Below are 14,321 nucleotides of genomic sequence, written 5' to 3' on the forward strand. Positions count from 1 at the left end.
GCAGCTCGATCCCCCGCCGCAGCGCGGGAAGCGCGCGGGCCGACGGCGGCGGCGCGAGGTCGTCCGGCAGCGAGGTCACCTCCGCGTGGTGCCCGAACAGCAGCAGGGTCTGGTGCGCCATCGCCACCGCGCCCACCAGCCCGGTCAGCGCGGCCTGGGTGCCGGTGACCGCGGCGGCGAACGCCGTCACGTCGCCGGCGGTCGACCGGCCGTGCGCCGCCGACCAGACCACCCAGACCAGACCCGCCCCGGCCACCGCCGCCGAGAGGGCGGCGAGCAGGAACTGGACCACGGCCTCGCGCCGGTCCACCCGGCGTTCCGCGTCGTGGGCGGTGTCGATCTCGCGCAGCAGCCGGGTCCGGACGAACCCGCCCAGGCCGAACAGCCGGATCTCCTGCGCCGCCTTGACCTCCGTGGCCAGCGCGGAGTAGAAGATCCGCCGTCGCGCGGCGCCGGAGACGCTCAGCAGCATCCCGGCCCGGCGGCGGGACAGCGCCAGCCGGGCCAGCAGCGCCGGGACCGCCGCCGCGACCACCAGCCCGGCCAGCACCGGGCTCAGCACCGCGACCACGACCACCAGCCCGGCGACCGTGACCGCGTTGCGGCCGATGTCGAACATCCCGCCGGTGACCGGGCCCAGCGAACCGGACGCCTGCGTCGCCATCCGCAACCGGTCCAGGAACGCCGGGTCCTCGAACCGCGAGAGGCCCTGGAAGCCGTTGAGCGCGGTGTACAGCCGGTCGTGCAGCAGCCGGTCCAGCCGCCGGTCGAGCTCCTGCTGCAGCACCCCGCCGACGTGCGGCAGCACGCCGGCCACCAGCCCCGTCCCGGCGAGCGCGACGGCGACCCACAGCAGGGCGTCACCGGCCGCGATGGCGTCCACGAGCAGCTTGGTCAGCCAGGCGGCCACGGTGGGCAGCAGTCCGGAAAGGACGGTCACGAGCAGCAGGCCGCCGGTCAGGCCGGGCCCGCAGCGCGCGCAGAGCCGCCACACCGTCACGACGTGGCGCAGGGGCCTGCCGCTCACGCGCCGACCGGGACCGGCAGTTCCGCCAGGGCACCGGCGTGCGCCAGCTCGACCGTGCCGTCCGGGGCCACCCGCAGGAACGTCGGGAACGCCGGGACCTCCAGTGCGCTCACCACCTCCGCGGCGGCGGCCCCGGTGAGCACCGGGATCCCGCCGAGCAGCGCGGCGAGTTCGTCGGCCTTCGGCCCGGTCCCGGCGACGACGGCGGCCAGCGCGGTCTGGCCCGCTTCGGCGGCGAAGGCGGGTGCGTGCTCGAAGCACGTCGAGCAGTGCGCGTCGAAGATCCCCACCCAGCGCGGTTCGCGGGCCAGCACGGATTCGGGCAGCCGACGGCCCACGAGCGCGCCGACAGCGGGCCCCGGACGGCGGAGCGCGGCCAGTTCCGCGGTGTGCTCCCGCAGGCGGCGCAGCACCGCGAAGGTCAGGAACAGGTCGAACACGCACAGCGCCCCGATTCCGGTGACGGCGGCGGCGAGGACGGTCATGAGCGGAACCCCCGGTTCAGGATTCCCGCGCGGGCGCGCGGGAGAACAGCGCGGCCAGGTCGTCCAGCCGCAGCACGGGTACGAGCGCCACCACCGCGGCGGCCACGGCGAGCGCGGCACTCGCGAACTCGATGCCGCCACCGGAGCGGGCGACGGCCAGCCCGGCACCCGCGGTGGCCAGCAGGACGAGGTTGCGCACCACGTGCACCCGGCCCAGCGGCGTGACCGAGACGCCGAAGCACGCACAGGGCGCGGTCGTGCCGCGGCGCACCGCCACCACGATCCCGGTGGTGAAGGCCGTGAGCAGGACGGCGGTCAGCAGGAATCCGGCCGGCACCGTGCCCGGCACGGCCAGCAGCACCACGATCGCGGCTTCCGCGGCGGTGACGGCGGCCGCGGTCACCGCGACGAGCCGTCCGGGCAGGACGCCGAGAGCACGCAGGGACGCCACGAAACCGCGGTAGGCGGCGCGGCGGCGGACCTTGCCGGCCAGCGCGGCGAGGAAGACGCCGAGCAGCAGCGTCCGGCAGGCGATGAGGAGGAAGGACATCGGGCCGGACGCTAGCCGTGGCCGGTACATTCGTCCGTATAGTCCGGATACAGTGGACGTTTTTGCTAGGTTGACCGACGTGAAAGGGCTTTCCTGGGGCGGCCCGCTGGTGGCATGCCTCGCGTTGGGCGCCGGGGTCGCGTGGCTGCGCCGGCGCCGGCTGGTGGTCACCGTGGACGGCCGGAGCATGCTGCCGACCTTCGCCGACGGGCAACGCCTCGTGGTCCGGCGGTGCCGGCTCGCCGACGTGCGCCGCGGTGACGTCGTGGTCCTCGCGCCGCCACCGGAGACGGCCGCGGCCGGCGTCTGGAACGTCAAACGGGTCGGGGCCCTGCCGGGCGATCCGGTGCCGCCGGGCGTGGCCGGGTGCGCGCCGGGGGACCGGGTGCCGCCCGGCTCGCTCGCCGTCTTCGGGGACAACGTGGACAGTGCCGATTCCCGGCAGCGCGGCCTCTTCCCGGGCGACGGGCTGATCGGCGTGGTCGTCCGGCCGCTCGGGGTGTAGGCCGGCTGTACCCGCCGGTGTACCGGGTCTCAGTAGCGTCCCCGGCGTCGCCGATCGGCGACGGCTCAACGGAAAGGTTGTGATCCGATGAGGAACACCGTGACACGGCTGGTGACCGCGGCCGCCATCGCGGCGGGCGGCGTGCTGGCCGTCGCGATGCCGGCGGCGGCCGCGCCCGCCGTGGTGGCCGCACCGGCCGCCACCTGGCAGATCTACCAGGTCTACGCCAGCTACGAGACCTGCTCCGAGGTCGGCAAGGCGCTGCTGAAGAGGAACGTCGTCGACGGCTGGAAGTGCGAGTTCGACAGCCCGGGCTACGCGCTGTACGTGAAGTACTGATGACGAAACTCCTGCGCCGCGCGGGCGACCGCGTCCTGGGGGTCCTCGTACCGAACGCGTCCGCGAAGGCGGACACGTCGTGGACCGAACGTTGTTACTGCAAGCAGTTGTGGGAGTACCGCCGGTACTGCCACGTCGTCGGCGGCACCTCCGGGTGCGGGCCGTGCGAGGCCGTGGCTCTCTGCGTGTGAGCCGCGGCGGGCGCGTGGGGCGGGTTCGCGGCCCCGCGCGCCCAACCCGCCGGGCCGCCGGAACGTCCTTCACGGCGTAAACGACCACGGGGGCGGTGACCAGCCAGGTGCGGATACGGATCCTCGGCCCGCTGGAGGTGTCGGGCGGCGGCCGCCCGGTCCCGGTCACCGCGCCGAAGCAGCGGGCCATCCTCGCGCTGCTGGCGGCGAACGCGGGCCGGGTCGTGCGGGTCGAATCGCTGGTGACCGAGCTGTGGGGCGACGAACCGCCGAAGTCGGCGGTGGCCAACCTGCGCACGTACGTGATGCAGCTGCGCAAGCTGCTGTTCTCCGCCGGATCCGGCGAGCTCGTCACCACGGAGGCCGGTTACCTGCTGCGGATCGACGCGGACGAGATCGACCTGCGGCGGTTCGAGGCCGCGCTGGAACGCGCGGACAAGGCGATGGCCAACGCCGACCTGGCCGCCGGGGAAGCGGCGCTGCACGAAGCGTTGTCGCTCTGGCGCGGCGACTTCGCCGAGAACGTCGAACCGGGGCCGGCGCTGCGGAACTTGGCCGCCCGCCTCGGCGAGCAGTACGCGGGCGCTCTCGAAGACCACGCGGAGACCAAGCTGGCCCTCGGCGACCACGTCGCGGCGATCGACCGGCTCCGCGACCTCGTCGAGCGCTATCCGCTGCGGGAACGCGCGTACGGCAGGCTGATGCTCGCGCTGTACCAGCGAGGTGACGTCGACGGGGCACTGGCGGTGTACGTCCGGGCGGCGAAGGTGCTGGCCGAGGAGCTCGGCCTCGAGCCGGGGCCGGAGCTTTCCGCGCTGCACCAAGCGATCCTGCGCCGCGACCCGGAGCTGGTGGTGGCCGGGGACGAACCGGGGCGCCCGCGGGCCGCCCGGCCGCCGCGGGAACTCCCGCGCAACCCCGGGATGTTCGTCGGGCGGACTGCCGAGCTCGACCGCGTCGAAACCGTGGTGCGGACGGCCGGCCCGACACCGCCGGTGGTGGTGATCCACGGTCCGGGCGGGATCGGGAAGTCCGCGCTGGCGCTGCGGGCCGCGCACGCCGTCGCCGACGCGTTCCCGGACGGGCACCTCTACGTCGACCTCCAGGGCGCCACCCCGGGACTGGCGGCGCTGGACCCGGCCGAAGCGCTCGCCCGGTTCCTGCGCGCCCTCGGCGTCCCGCCGGCCGAACTGCCCGCCACCCGCGCGGAAGCGGCCACCCGGTTCCAGTCGATGCTCGCCGCGCGCCGGGTCCTGCTGGTGCTGGACAACGCCGCTTCGGCGGCCCAGGTCGGTCCGCTGTTGCCCGCCGGCGCGGGCTGCGCGGTGCTGGTGACCAGCCGGGCGGTGCTGCCGACGCTGGACGCCGAACCGGTGGCGCTCGGCGTGCTCGACGAGGCGGCGGCCGTGCGGCTGCTGGCGCTCGCGGCCGGCACCCGCCCGGTGACCGCCGACCGCGACCTGGCCGTGGAGGTGGCCCGCCGGTGCGGCTGCCACCCCCTCGCCCTGCGCATCGCGGGGGCCCGGCTGGCCGGGCGGCCGGACTGGTCACCGGCCCGGTTCGCGGAGCGCCTGGCCGATCAGCGGCGCCGGCTGGACGAGCTGCGCGTCGACGACCTCGACGTCCGGTCCTGCTTCGCGGTCAGCTACGAAGCCCTGGACACCGGCGCGGATCCGGGGGCCCGGCGGGCCGCCCGGGTGTTCCAGCTGCTCGGTACCCTCGACGTCCCCGAGTTCGGCACCGAGCTCGTCGCCGCGCTCGCCGGGACCGACGTCCCGACCGCCGAAGACGCGCTGGGGGAGCTGGTTTCCGTCCGCCTGGCCGAAGTGGTGACCGAGGGCCGGTTCACCGTCCACGACCTGCTCCGGCTCTACGCGGCCGAGCTCGCCGAGCGCGAGCTGACGCCGGGCGAGCGCCGGCTCGCGCTGGAACGGGCGTGGGCCTGGTACCTCGCCCGCTGCCGCGACAGCGCCGGTGAAGCCCTGTGGCTGGACACCGAGCTGCCGGGCCTGGTCTCGGCGGCGGTGCAAGCCGCGGCCCCGGCGCGGTTCGCGATCGACCTGCACGCGGCCGTCAAACCCCTGGCCACCAAGCGGGGTTACTGGCGGGAGCTGGAGGTGCTGGCCCGGCTCGCGCTGGACGTGGGCGCCCGGATCGGCGACACGGCCGCGCAGCGCCTGGCGCTCACCACCGCGGCGGCCGTCGACTGGCGGGCGGGCCGGGCCGGCGCGGCCCGCGAAGCCATCCGGCGCGGCCTGGAACTGGCCCGCGCGGCCGGCGACGTCGAGGACGAAGCGCGGGCCTGGCACAACCTCGGCTGGCTGGAGATGCGCCGCGGGGACGCCACCGCCGCCCTCGGCCACTTCACCTGGGCGATCGAGCTGCTCGGGGACCGCCCGGACCCGCGGATCGCCGGGTTCGTGCGGCACAACCTCGCGGAAGCGCTGCTGCTGCTCGACCGCGGCGAGGAGGCGGTCGCGTGCTTCCAGCTTTCCCTGGCGGCGCGCCGGTCGTGCGGCGACCGGCTGGGGGAGAGCATCACGTTCGCCGGGCTGGGGCGGGCGCACTGCCTGCTCGGCCGGCATGACGAGGCGCTGGCGGCCTTCGCGGCGGCGGAGCGCAGCTGCCGGGAGGCGGGCAACCGCGAGGACGAGTGGGAGGTCCTGCTCTGCCGGTCGGAGATCCGGTTGCGGCGCGGGGAAACCGCCGCGGCGGCCGCGGATCTCGACCGGGCGGCCGGGCTGGCCGCACAGGTCGGCGCCGGGTACGGCCGGGCGGCGATCGAGCGCCAGCGGGCGGCGCTCCTGCGCGCCGGAGGTGACGACGCCGGTGCGGCCGCCGCCGAACACCGCGCGGCGGCGATGTTCGCGGCGCCGGGGGTCCAGGTCGATCCGGTGCTGGAGCGCGTGCTCGGGAAACAGCTGTAGCGCGCGCGTATGCCCGGCGGTATCGGACGGCGATAGGTTGCGCCCCGCCGCATCCCCGACCGAAGGGACCCGCTGTGACCGGTTTCGTCACCACCCTCGCCGACCGCCTCCTCGACCGGCTGGCGCCGAGGGCGTCCGCGAAGGCGGACACGAGTTACTACGAGTACTGCTACTGCACCCCCGACTGGCGGGCGATCTACCGGCTCTGCCACGTGGTGGGCGGCACCCACAGCTGCGGCAGCTGCAACAACGTCCGCGCGGTGGGCTGCTGACGGCGGGCGGGAGCCCCGGTTCGGACGGGGCTCCCGCGTCGGTGCCGTTCTTCGGCGGCCGGGCCTCAGCCCTTGGCGGTCAGCTCGAGCAGCCGGCCGGTGAGGTCCAGGTGCTCCTCGATGCTGCCGGTCAGGTAGGTGAGATCCACGAACGTGTGGTCCGGCGCGACCAGTTCGACGATCTTGGTGACCGACTCGGCGATCGCCTCCGCCGCCGTGCCGGGGGCGGCGTTCACCCGCAGCGCCACGCCCAGCGCCTGCGGGTCGCGGCCGGCGCGCTCGGCGTCCGCGCGGAGCTTGGCCAGGGTCGAGGTGATCACGTCCGCGGGGAACTGTTCGGGCACGGACCAGACCGGCAGCCAGCCGTCGGCGCGCTCGGCCACCCGGCGCAGCGACTTCTCGCCGAAGCCGGCCAGGTGCACCGGCGGCTTCCGCACCGGCTTCAGGGCGACGTTCGACTCCGCGATCCGGTAGCCGACGCCCTCGTGGGTCACGGTGTCCTTGGACCACCACGTCTCGAGGAGGTCGAGCAGGTCGTCGAGCCGCTTGCCGCGTTCGGACATCGGCACGCCGACGGCCGCGTACTCGTCGGGGGACCAGCCGATGCCCAGCCCGGGGAGCAGCCGTCCGTTGCTCGCGACGTCGATGCTGGTCAGCAGCCGCGCGAAGTTGGCGGGCTGGTACTGGGTCGCGTTGATGGTGCTGGATCCGAGCACCGCGGTTTCGGTCACGGCCGCGGCGATGGCCAGTGCGGTGAACGGGTCCTGCGCCGTGTGGAACTCCTCGGGCATGCTGTCGTAGCCCGGGTACGGCACCACCGGCTCGACCGGCGACAGCAGCCGGTCGCCGACCCAGAGCCCGGCCGCGCCGGCCCGTTCCGCCTCGCGCGCGTACCGCGCGATCCCGCCCGGCGTGGCCGCCGCCTTGCCGAACACCGGAAGGCTGAAACCAAGTGGCATTGCTTCTCCCCTGAAGAGTGAACGGACCCGATCGGTCCTCCTGCCACTACTACCCGCATCCAGTTGCGCGTTCAAGCAGTTCCGGGGATCGGCCGGGTGGTACTCCGGGGGTGCGGTCCTCGGCGTCACGGGGTGGCCCGGGCAGTGCGCGCGAGGGCCGCGGCGTGGCCGGGACGGCACACCGGCGGCCGCGACGGGCCGAACTCGATCTCCGCTGCGGCCGGACCGCCGATTTCGTCCGCCGGTTGCCCGGTTGCCCGGTTGCCCGGTTCCCGGTTGCCCGGTGCGCCGGCACCTCACATGACCAGGAGTCCCGACTCCATGGCCCGGACGACCGCGAGCGTCCGGTTCGGGCAGTTGAGCTTGGCCAGGATGATGCCGACCGTGCGTTTGACGCCGTGTTCGGAGATGCTCAGCGACCGGGCGACCTGGCGGTTGCTCTGCCCCTCGGCGATCAGGCGCAGCACCTGGTGTTCGCGCGCGGTCAGGGCGATCATCGACGCGCGCTTCGAGGTGGCGTCGTCGCCGGCCTGGTCGGGGGCCGTCACCGAGCGGCGGGCCAGCGTCGCCGACACGTGGAACCGGCCGGCCTCGACGTCGACGATCGCTTCGCGCAGGGTTTCGGGGCGCAGGTCCGCCCAGTCCAGGAAACCGTTGGCGAGATCGACCCACGACTGGTGGACCACGTCGGCCGGGTCCACCAGGATCAGGACGTCGATGTGGTGGACGCGCAGCGTTTCGGCGATCCCGGCGGGAACCGGCGCGAATGCGTTGCCGGACGAAATGATCAGCTGGCCGTCGTAGAACGACGAAAGGTCTCCGATGTCCGTGCTGAATTTCGCGGTCAGCCGGATGTCGAGTGAACGGAACATTCCCTCGATGCTGTACCGGCGGATGCCGTCTTCGATGACCAGCATGATGCGGAGGTTGGTGTCGGGGGATCGGTCCGCCCACGGGGAAGTCCGGCGGCCGCGCATATCGGGTATGACCGCGGCGCCGATTCCGCGTGGTGCCCCGGATGCCATTGCCACTTGTTCTGTCACTTTTTTAGCCCCCAGTTGGCCCAGCCGACGTGTGGACGCGTCTTTGCGTGGACCCCATTTTGTCGCGTCTAATATCGGGAGTTCGACCCCTGCGGTCGAGCATGGCACGAGAGGCGTGAACTGTCCACCCCGATGTAGGGGGTGTCGTGATTTAGTGCCCACTACCTGGGCAATGTCCGTTTCGACGAGAACGCGGGCGCCCTGGTCGGCGGCCCGGAATGGTGTTCGGTAAAGCGTGATTGCCGGAAGGCATGAAATCCGTCCGGTTGCAACCCCTCAACTTAATGAAGTCCTTCACAGCGCGAGTCGCCGGAGGGCACAAAATCGTTCGCTACGCAAATATCGGCGGAGGCACGGAATCCGTTCGGGCGCAACAGTATTGACAAGAATCACCGAACTTGACAGTGTCCTGGCGGCTGTTTATCGTCGCTTCGGTTCCCGCCGATCGACATCCGAAGGTGTTCATGACCGCGCCGCCAACGCTGCCGAAGTTCCGGCAGCAGTTGATTCTTGCCGTTCTCATGGTGTGTTCGGTGCTGATCTGGCTGGACAATACCGTCCTGAGCACCACGCTGGAGACCCTGGCCGACCCGGTCCGCGGACTGGGCGCCGATCCCGGTGAACTGCAATGGGCGACCGGTTCGTACACGCTGGCCTTCGCCACCCTGATGTTCACCGCGGGCGCATTGGGCGATCGGTTCGGACACCGGACGGTGTTTTCCGGCGGGCTGGTGGTTTTCGCCGCGTCCTCGCTGTGGGCGGCGTACGCGAGCGACGCGGGCCAGCTGATCGCCGCCCGGGCCGCGATGGGCGCCGGCAGCGCGCTGATCACGCCCGCCATGCTGGCCATCCTCATGTGGACCTTCACCGGGCCCGCGCGCGCCGCCGCGATCGGCATCTTCTCGACGTCGGCCGGGGTCGGCATGGCGGCCGGCCCGGTGCTGGCGGGGTTCCTGCTCGACCACTTCCGGTGGGGCTCGGTCTTCCTGATCAACGTCCCGGTCGCCGTCGTGGCGCTGGCCGGGCTCACCGTGCTGGTGCCCGACTTCCGCAGTCCCGCCCGGCGGCCGCTGGACCCCGCCGGGATGCTGCTGTCGATCGGCGGGCTCGTGGCGCTGGTCTACGGCCTGATCCGGGCGGGGCAGGTGGCCGAGTGGCGCAGCGCCGACGTCTGGGCGCCGATCGTGGCCGGTCTGGCGCTGCTGGCCGGGTTCGTCGTCGTCGAGTTGCGGGTGAAGGTGCCCAGCTTCGATCCGCGGCTGCTCGCGCAACGCGTGTTCGGCGGCGGCAACCTCGCGCTCGGGCTGCTGCTCTTCGCGGTCGCCGCGATCACCTTCTACAACGCGTTCTACCTGCAGGGCGCGCTCGGGTTCACGCCGTTGCAGGCGGGGCTGGCCAGCATCCCGACCGCGGTCGGCGCGGTCGTGGGCGCGCCCCTCGCCGCGCGCCTGGTCCGCCGCCGGTCGGTGCGCGTCGTCACCGTGCCCGCGTTGACCGTGGCCGCGCTGACCATCGGCGCCTACCTGTTCCTCGGCCTGCACACTCCGCTCGCCTGGATCGAGTTCCTGCTGCTCGTGCAGGGGCTGGCGATCGGCATGGTGATCGGCCCGGTCACGGCCGCCCTGATCGGCAACCTGCCGCTGGAGCAGGCCGGGGCCGGCTCGGCCGTCACCAACACCGTGCGGCAGACCGGCAGCGTGATCGGAATCGCCGTCGGCGGCACGATCCTGTCGATCGGGTACCGGCGGGCGATCGAACCCTCCCTGGCGGGCGCACCCGGCCCGGTGCAGGACCAGGCGCGGATTTCCGCCGAGCAGGCCCGCCACGCCGCCGGCGCGACCGGCCGGCCCGGCCTGGCCCAGGCCGCGGACGACGCGTTCGTGCACGCCATGCACGTCGGCGCGGTCTGGATCGCGGTCGTCGCCCTGCTCGGGGCGGTGGTGCTGCTGGTGACCCTGCCCGCGGCCGGGAAGAAGGAAGAGCCGGAGCACGAAGAGGCCGAGGCCATGGCCGGCCAGGCGTCATGACGGCGGTCACCGACGCGAGGGAGCTCGGGCGAAGCTCCCTCGGGGTCCGGGTCGACAGCCAGGCCACGTACCTCCTCGACCGGCACATGTTCGCCCTGTGGACCTGGGCCGGTGGCGCCGCGGGCGCCGCCCCGCCCCTGGGTGACGCCGAGACGCTGGCGCTGGTCGTCCCGGCGCCGGACCTCTCCCGGTTCGAGGTGTCCGACGTCGGCTGTGCGCTGGTCGAGCCGGACAAGCTCGCCGGTGCAAACCTCGAATCGCCCGGCCGGTCGGTCGACGCCTGGCGGGAGTGGGTCGCGGGCGGTGAGCCGGCCCTGCCGATCGCCGCGCACGCCGTTCCCGACGCCACCGGTACCGCCGTGACGTCGGCGGAGCACGCCGCGGCCGTCTTCCGGCACACCACCGCCGTCGCGGCCGAACTGCGCACCGCGCTGACCGCCGACCTGCGGCCGTACCAGGTCCGCGGGGTGAGCTGGCTGCGCGAGGCGGTCGACGCGCACGGTGGTGCGGTGCTCGCCGACGAGATGGGGCTCGGCAAGACGTTGCAGGCCATCGGTTACCTCGTCGGGCGCGCCGACGAAGGGCCGCAGGTGGTGGTGTGCCCGACGTCGCTGGTCGGCAACTGGGCGCACGAGATCGCGCGGTTCGCGCCCGGCCTGCGGACTAGGGTCTGGCGCGGCGGGCCGCTGGCGGCGACGGACCCCGGGACGGTGGTGCTCACCGGCTATCCGACGCTGCGCCTGCACGGCCCCGACCTGATGGCACAGCAGTGGGCCACCGCGGTTTTCGACGAGGCGCAGGCGCTGAAGAACCCCCGCACCCAGGTGTCGAAGGCCGCGCGGACCATCGCGGCCGACGCGAAGATCGCGTTGACCGGGACGCCCGTCGAGAACCGCCTCGAGGAACTCTGGGCGCTGCTCAACCTGGTCGCCCCGCAGCTGTTCGGGCACAAGACGCAGTTCCGCCGCCGCTTCATCCGGCCGATCGCGGACGGTTCCCTCGCCGCCGCCACCCGGCTGCGCGCGGTGATCGAGCCGGTCGTGCTGATGCGGAAGAAGTCCCAGGTGGCCGGCTCGCTCCCGCCCAAGATCCACGCCGACCTGATCTGCGACCTCACCGTGGAACAGCAGCAGCTGTACGACCGGCTGCTGGAGCGGGCGATCGACGACGGCTTCGGCAGCGGCGCCCAGCGCCAGGCCCGGGTGCTGGCGGCGTTGACCGCGCTCAAGCAGGTCTGCAACCACCCGGTCCTGATCGCCGGCGACCAGGACGACGACACCGGCGACCCCGAAGAACTGGCGGGCCGGTCGGGGAAGCTCGACCTGTGCACCGACATCGTGGCCAACAACCTCGAAACCGATTCGCCGACCCTGATCTTCACGCAGTACCGGCGGACCGGTGAGCTGCTCGTGCGGCACTTCGGCGAGCAGTTCGGGGTTTCGGTCCCGTTCTTCCACGGCGGCCTGAACCAGGACCAGCGGGCGGACATCGTCCGCGGCTTCCAGGACGACGACGGCCCGAAGGTCCTGGTGCTCAGCCTGAAGGCCGGCGGCACCGGGCTCACCCTCACCCGCGCGGCCGACGTCATCCACTTCGACCGGTGGTGGAACCCGGCCGTGGAGGCGCAGGCGTCCGACCGGGTCCACCGGATCGGCCAGACCCGCACCGTGACCGTCACCACCCTGACCACCAACACGACCGTCGAGGAGCACATCGCGGCCATGCACTCGCGCAAATCCGCGTTGTCCGACATCGCCGACATGTCCGGGGTCGCCGAGCTGGCCCGGCTGGACGACGACCGGCTCATCGCGACCCTGAGCCGGAAGCGGGCCGGCTGATGCCGGACGACGACTTCGGGTACACGGCGTGGGGGCGGGACTGGGTCCGGCTCGCCCAGCCGCTGCGCCAGACCCGGCCCAACCCGGCGTTGCCGCGCGCCCGCAAGCTGGCGCGCGTCGGCGGCGCGCAGGTCACCATCGAGGGCCGCACCGTGCGCGGCGTCGTCCAGCGCGGCCGCGGCACTTCGGTGGCCCGCATCGAGGTGGCGCCGATGTCCCGGGAGACGATCGCGGGGATCACCGGCCAGTTGTGCGGCGCCCGTCCGATCCTCACCGACGAACTGCACCGCACGATCACCGAGGCGGGCCACCCGCCCGCACCGGTGCTCGCCGCCGTCGAGTGTTCCTGCAAGGACGGCACCGGGGACTGCATCCACGTGCTGGCCGTCTACTACGAAATGGCCCGCCGGATCGACGACGACCCCCGGATCGCACTCGACATCCAGGACTTCTTCCAGGCCTCGGCGGACAGCGCTCGAGTGGCCACCACGGCCCTGCCGCAGCGGTGGATCCCGCTCAACGCCCTCGACCCGGCCGCCTACTTCACGGTGACGAACTAGCCGCACTCGCACGACAGCCACCGACGGCGCCCCCGGCCCGTCGGTGGTTTCGGCGCGCCCACCGGAAAATCCGGCAGGCTCGGTGCGCCGATCGGGTGCCCCGACCGGCTACCCCGGTCGGCATGCCTTCCGGGACTCCGTTGTAGCCCGTCGAACGATCTCCCGCCTCCTTCGAAGGTGCGGCGAGGATGGGATCGCCCCCTCTGACCGCAGCGCGACCGTCGGCGAAATCGAAGGAAGTTCCATGAGTCTGCCCGAGCACTGGTGGAGTGCAAGTCAAGGTTACGTCTCGGAGATCCTCTCCCTGCTCGCGGCCGCGCCGGAGCGCGAAGTGTTCCACTGGCGTGGTGGAACGTTCTCCGGTGGCGACCTGATCCGGTCCGTGACGGAAGCTTTCCTCGCGCTGCGCGAACGCGGCGTGGGCCGGGGCGACGTGGTGGCGATCCTGGTCGCGCCCAACAGTCCCGAGACGCTGACCGTGAAGTACGCGACCCAGCTGCTCGGCGGCGCCGTCTGCTACCTGCGCACCACCAACCCCGGCACCAAGGTCACGGTCCTCCCGCTGGACCAGCAGATCCAGATCCTGCGCGACACCGACGCCGTGACCGTCTACACCGACGCCGAATGTGCCGAGCGGGCGACCGAAATCGCCGCTGCCCACGGCATCCCGGTGACGCGCCGCACCGAGGCGGGCGACGGTGGCGACCTCACCGGCGTCGTGGCCTGGGACCCGGAGGCGCTGGCCTTCATCAACTTCACGAGTGGCAGCACGGGACGGCCCAAGGGCATCCGGTTGTCGGGCCGCGCGTGGGAAGCCACCATCCGGGCGTGGCGGGACCTCGGCGGTGAGGCCGGCTGCACGTCGCTGCTCGTGTCGACCCCGCTGAGCCACGGCGTCGCCCCGATGGCCGACGCGGTCCTCCTCTCGGGATCGGCGCTCCACGCCCAGGAAAGCTTCGACGCCGGGAAGTTCGTGGACACCGTCGCCGCCGCGACGGACATCTCGTGGACGTTCATGGCCACGACGCACGTGTTCCAGCTCATCGACCACCTGCTCGAGCGGGGCATCCGGGACACCGCCGGGGTGGCGGCCGCGGGCTTGTCCTCGCTGAAGCGGATCGTCTACGGCGGCAGCCCCGCGGCCCCCGCCCGGATCGCCCAGGCCTTCCAGCTCTTCGGTCCGGTGCTGGCGCAGGGTTACGCCACGAGCGAGTCCGGCCGGATCACGACGCTGACCCCGCCGCAGCACGGCGACCCGGACCTCGCGGGCACGGTCGGGCGGCCCTTCCCCGAAGTGGACGTCGTCGTCTGCCACTCGGAATCCGGTGCGCCGCTGGCGGCCGGGGAGATCGGCGAGGTGCGCGTCCGCTCGCCCCAGATGATGGACGGCTACAACGGCGACCCGGAACTGACCGCCCGGGTCCTCCGGGACGGCTGGTACTTCACCGGGGACATCGGCTGCCTCGACGAGCGCGGGTACCTGACCCTCCTGGGGCGGGTGGCCGACGTCATCAAGGTCGACGGCGTCAAGGTGCACCCCATCGTCGTCGAGTCGGAGATCCTGGCCCACCCGGGTGTCCGGCACGCCGCCGTCTACG

At 73.1% G+C, this 14,321-nt stretch carries 14 protein-coding genes; 9 read left to right on the forward strand and 5 right to left on the reverse strand.

What is annotated here, in order from left to right; genetic code table 11:
• The 3 genes from CCN39_RS05175 to CCN39_RS49240 all read right to left on the reverse strand — a co-directional run.
• Positions 1-1,027, reverse strand: a 1,027-nt coding sequence (locus CCN39_RS05175) for an ABC transporter ATP-binding protein (protein ID WP_167454982.1), incomplete at its 3' end; no start/stop codon positions are given.
• On the reverse strand, positions 1,024-1,512 hold the full coding sequence (locus CCN39_RS05180; RefSeq protein WP_086838872.1) for a type 1 periplasmic-binding domain-containing protein: 489 nt from the start codon (positions 1,510-1,512) through the stop codon (positions 1,024-1,026). The genes CCN39_RS05180 and CCN39_RS05175, both read right to left, overlap by 4 nt.
• 16 nt (positions 1,513-1,528) lie before the next feature.
• Positions 1,529-2,062: a MauE/DoxX family redox-associated membrane protein gene (locus tag CCN39_RS49240; protein WP_158104480.1), complete on the reverse strand. Its 534-nt coding sequence runs from the start codon at positions 2,060-2,062 to the stop codon at positions 1,529-1,531.
• 79 nt (positions 2,063-2,141) lie between these two features.
• Between CCN39_RS49240 and CCN39_RS05190 the strand changes: the two genes are divergently transcribed.
• From CCN39_RS05190 to CCN39_RS05210, 5 genes are all read left to right on the forward strand, one after another.
• On the forward strand, positions 2,142-2,567 hold the full coding sequence (locus CCN39_RS05190; RefSeq protein ID WP_208630143.1) for a S26 family signal peptidase: 426 nt from the start codon (positions 2,142-2,144) through the stop codon (positions 2,565-2,567).
• An 87-nt stretch (positions 2,568-2,654) separates the two neighbouring features.
• Entirely contained in the window at positions 2,655-2,906 is a 252-nt protein-coding gene (locus CCN39_RS05195) for a hypothetical protein (RefSeq protein WP_086838877.1), read from the forward strand.
• The gene (locus CCN39_RS05200) at positions 2,906-3,097 is read left to right on the forward strand and encodes a hypothetical protein (protein WP_086838879.1); all 192 of its coding nucleotides are present in this window, start codon (positions 2,906-2,908) and stop codon (positions 3,095-3,097) included. The genes CCN39_RS05195 and CCN39_RS05200 overlap by 1 nt, the downstream gene beginning before the upstream one ends.
• Positions 3,098-3,192: 95 nt before the next feature.
• Positions 3,193-6,024: an AfsR/SARP family transcriptional regulator gene (locus CCN39_RS05205; RefSeq protein WP_086838881.1), complete on the forward strand. Its 2,832-nt coding sequence runs from the start codon at positions 3,193-3,195 to the stop codon at positions 6,022-6,024.
• 74 nt (positions 6,025-6,098) lie between these two features.
• Positions 6,099-6,296 (forward strand): hypothetical protein, encoded by a 198-nt coding sequence (locus CCN39_RS05210; RefSeq protein WP_086838883.1) that lies wholly within the window; start codon positions 6,099-6,101, stop codon positions 6,294-6,296.
• Between the two features lie 65 nt (positions 6,297-6,361).
• Here CCN39_RS05210 and CCN39_RS05215 read toward each other — a convergent pair whose 3' ends face one another.
• Positions 6,362-7,255, reverse strand: a complete 894-nt coding sequence (locus CCN39_RS05215; protein ID WP_086838885.1) for a TIGR03619 family F420-dependent LLM class oxidoreductase — start codon at positions 7,253-7,255, stop codon at positions 6,362-6,364.
• Positions 7,256-7,551: 296 nt separating this feature from the next.
• The gene (locus CCN39_RS05220; protein WP_158104481.1) at positions 7,552-8,172 is read right to left on the reverse strand and encodes a helix-turn-helix transcriptional regulator; all 621 of its coding nucleotides are present in this window, start codon (positions 8,170-8,172) and stop codon (positions 7,552-7,554) included.
• 590 nt (positions 8,173-8,762) lie between these two features.
• Here CCN39_RS05220 and CCN39_RS05225 point away from each other — a divergent pair.
• The 4 genes from CCN39_RS05225 to CCN39_RS05240 form a co-directional block, all read left to right on the forward strand.
• Positions 8,763-10,325 (forward strand): MFS transporter, encoded by a 1,563-nt coding sequence (locus tag CCN39_RS05225; protein ID WP_208630144.1) that lies wholly within the window; start codon positions 8,763-8,765, stop codon positions 10,323-10,325.
• Positions 10,322-12,163 (forward strand): DEAD/DEAH box helicase, encoded by a 1,842-nt coding sequence (locus CCN39_RS05230; RefSeq protein ID WP_244210625.1) that lies wholly within the window; start codon positions 10,322-10,324, stop codon positions 12,161-12,163. Before CCN39_RS05225 ends, CCN39_RS05230 begins: the two co-directional genes overlap by 4 nt.
• Positions 12,163-12,723, forward strand: a complete 561-nt coding sequence (locus tag CCN39_RS05235) for a hypothetical protein (RefSeq protein WP_086838890.1) — start codon at positions 12,163-12,165, stop codon at positions 12,721-12,723. The genes CCN39_RS05230 and CCN39_RS05235 overlap by 1 nt, the downstream gene beginning before the upstream one ends.
• 244 nt (positions 12,724-12,967) lie before the next feature.
• On the forward strand, positions 12,968-14,321 hold a 1,354-nt coding region (locus CCN39_RS05240), incomplete at its 3' end, for a class I adenylate-forming enzyme family protein (RefSeq protein WP_086838891.1).

Origin of the sequence: Amycolatopsis kentuckyensis (assembly GCF_002155975.1) — a bacterium.
Lineage (GTDB): Bacteria > Actinomycetota > Actinomycetes > Mycobacteriales > Pseudonocardiaceae > Amycolatopsis > Amycolatopsis kentuckyensis.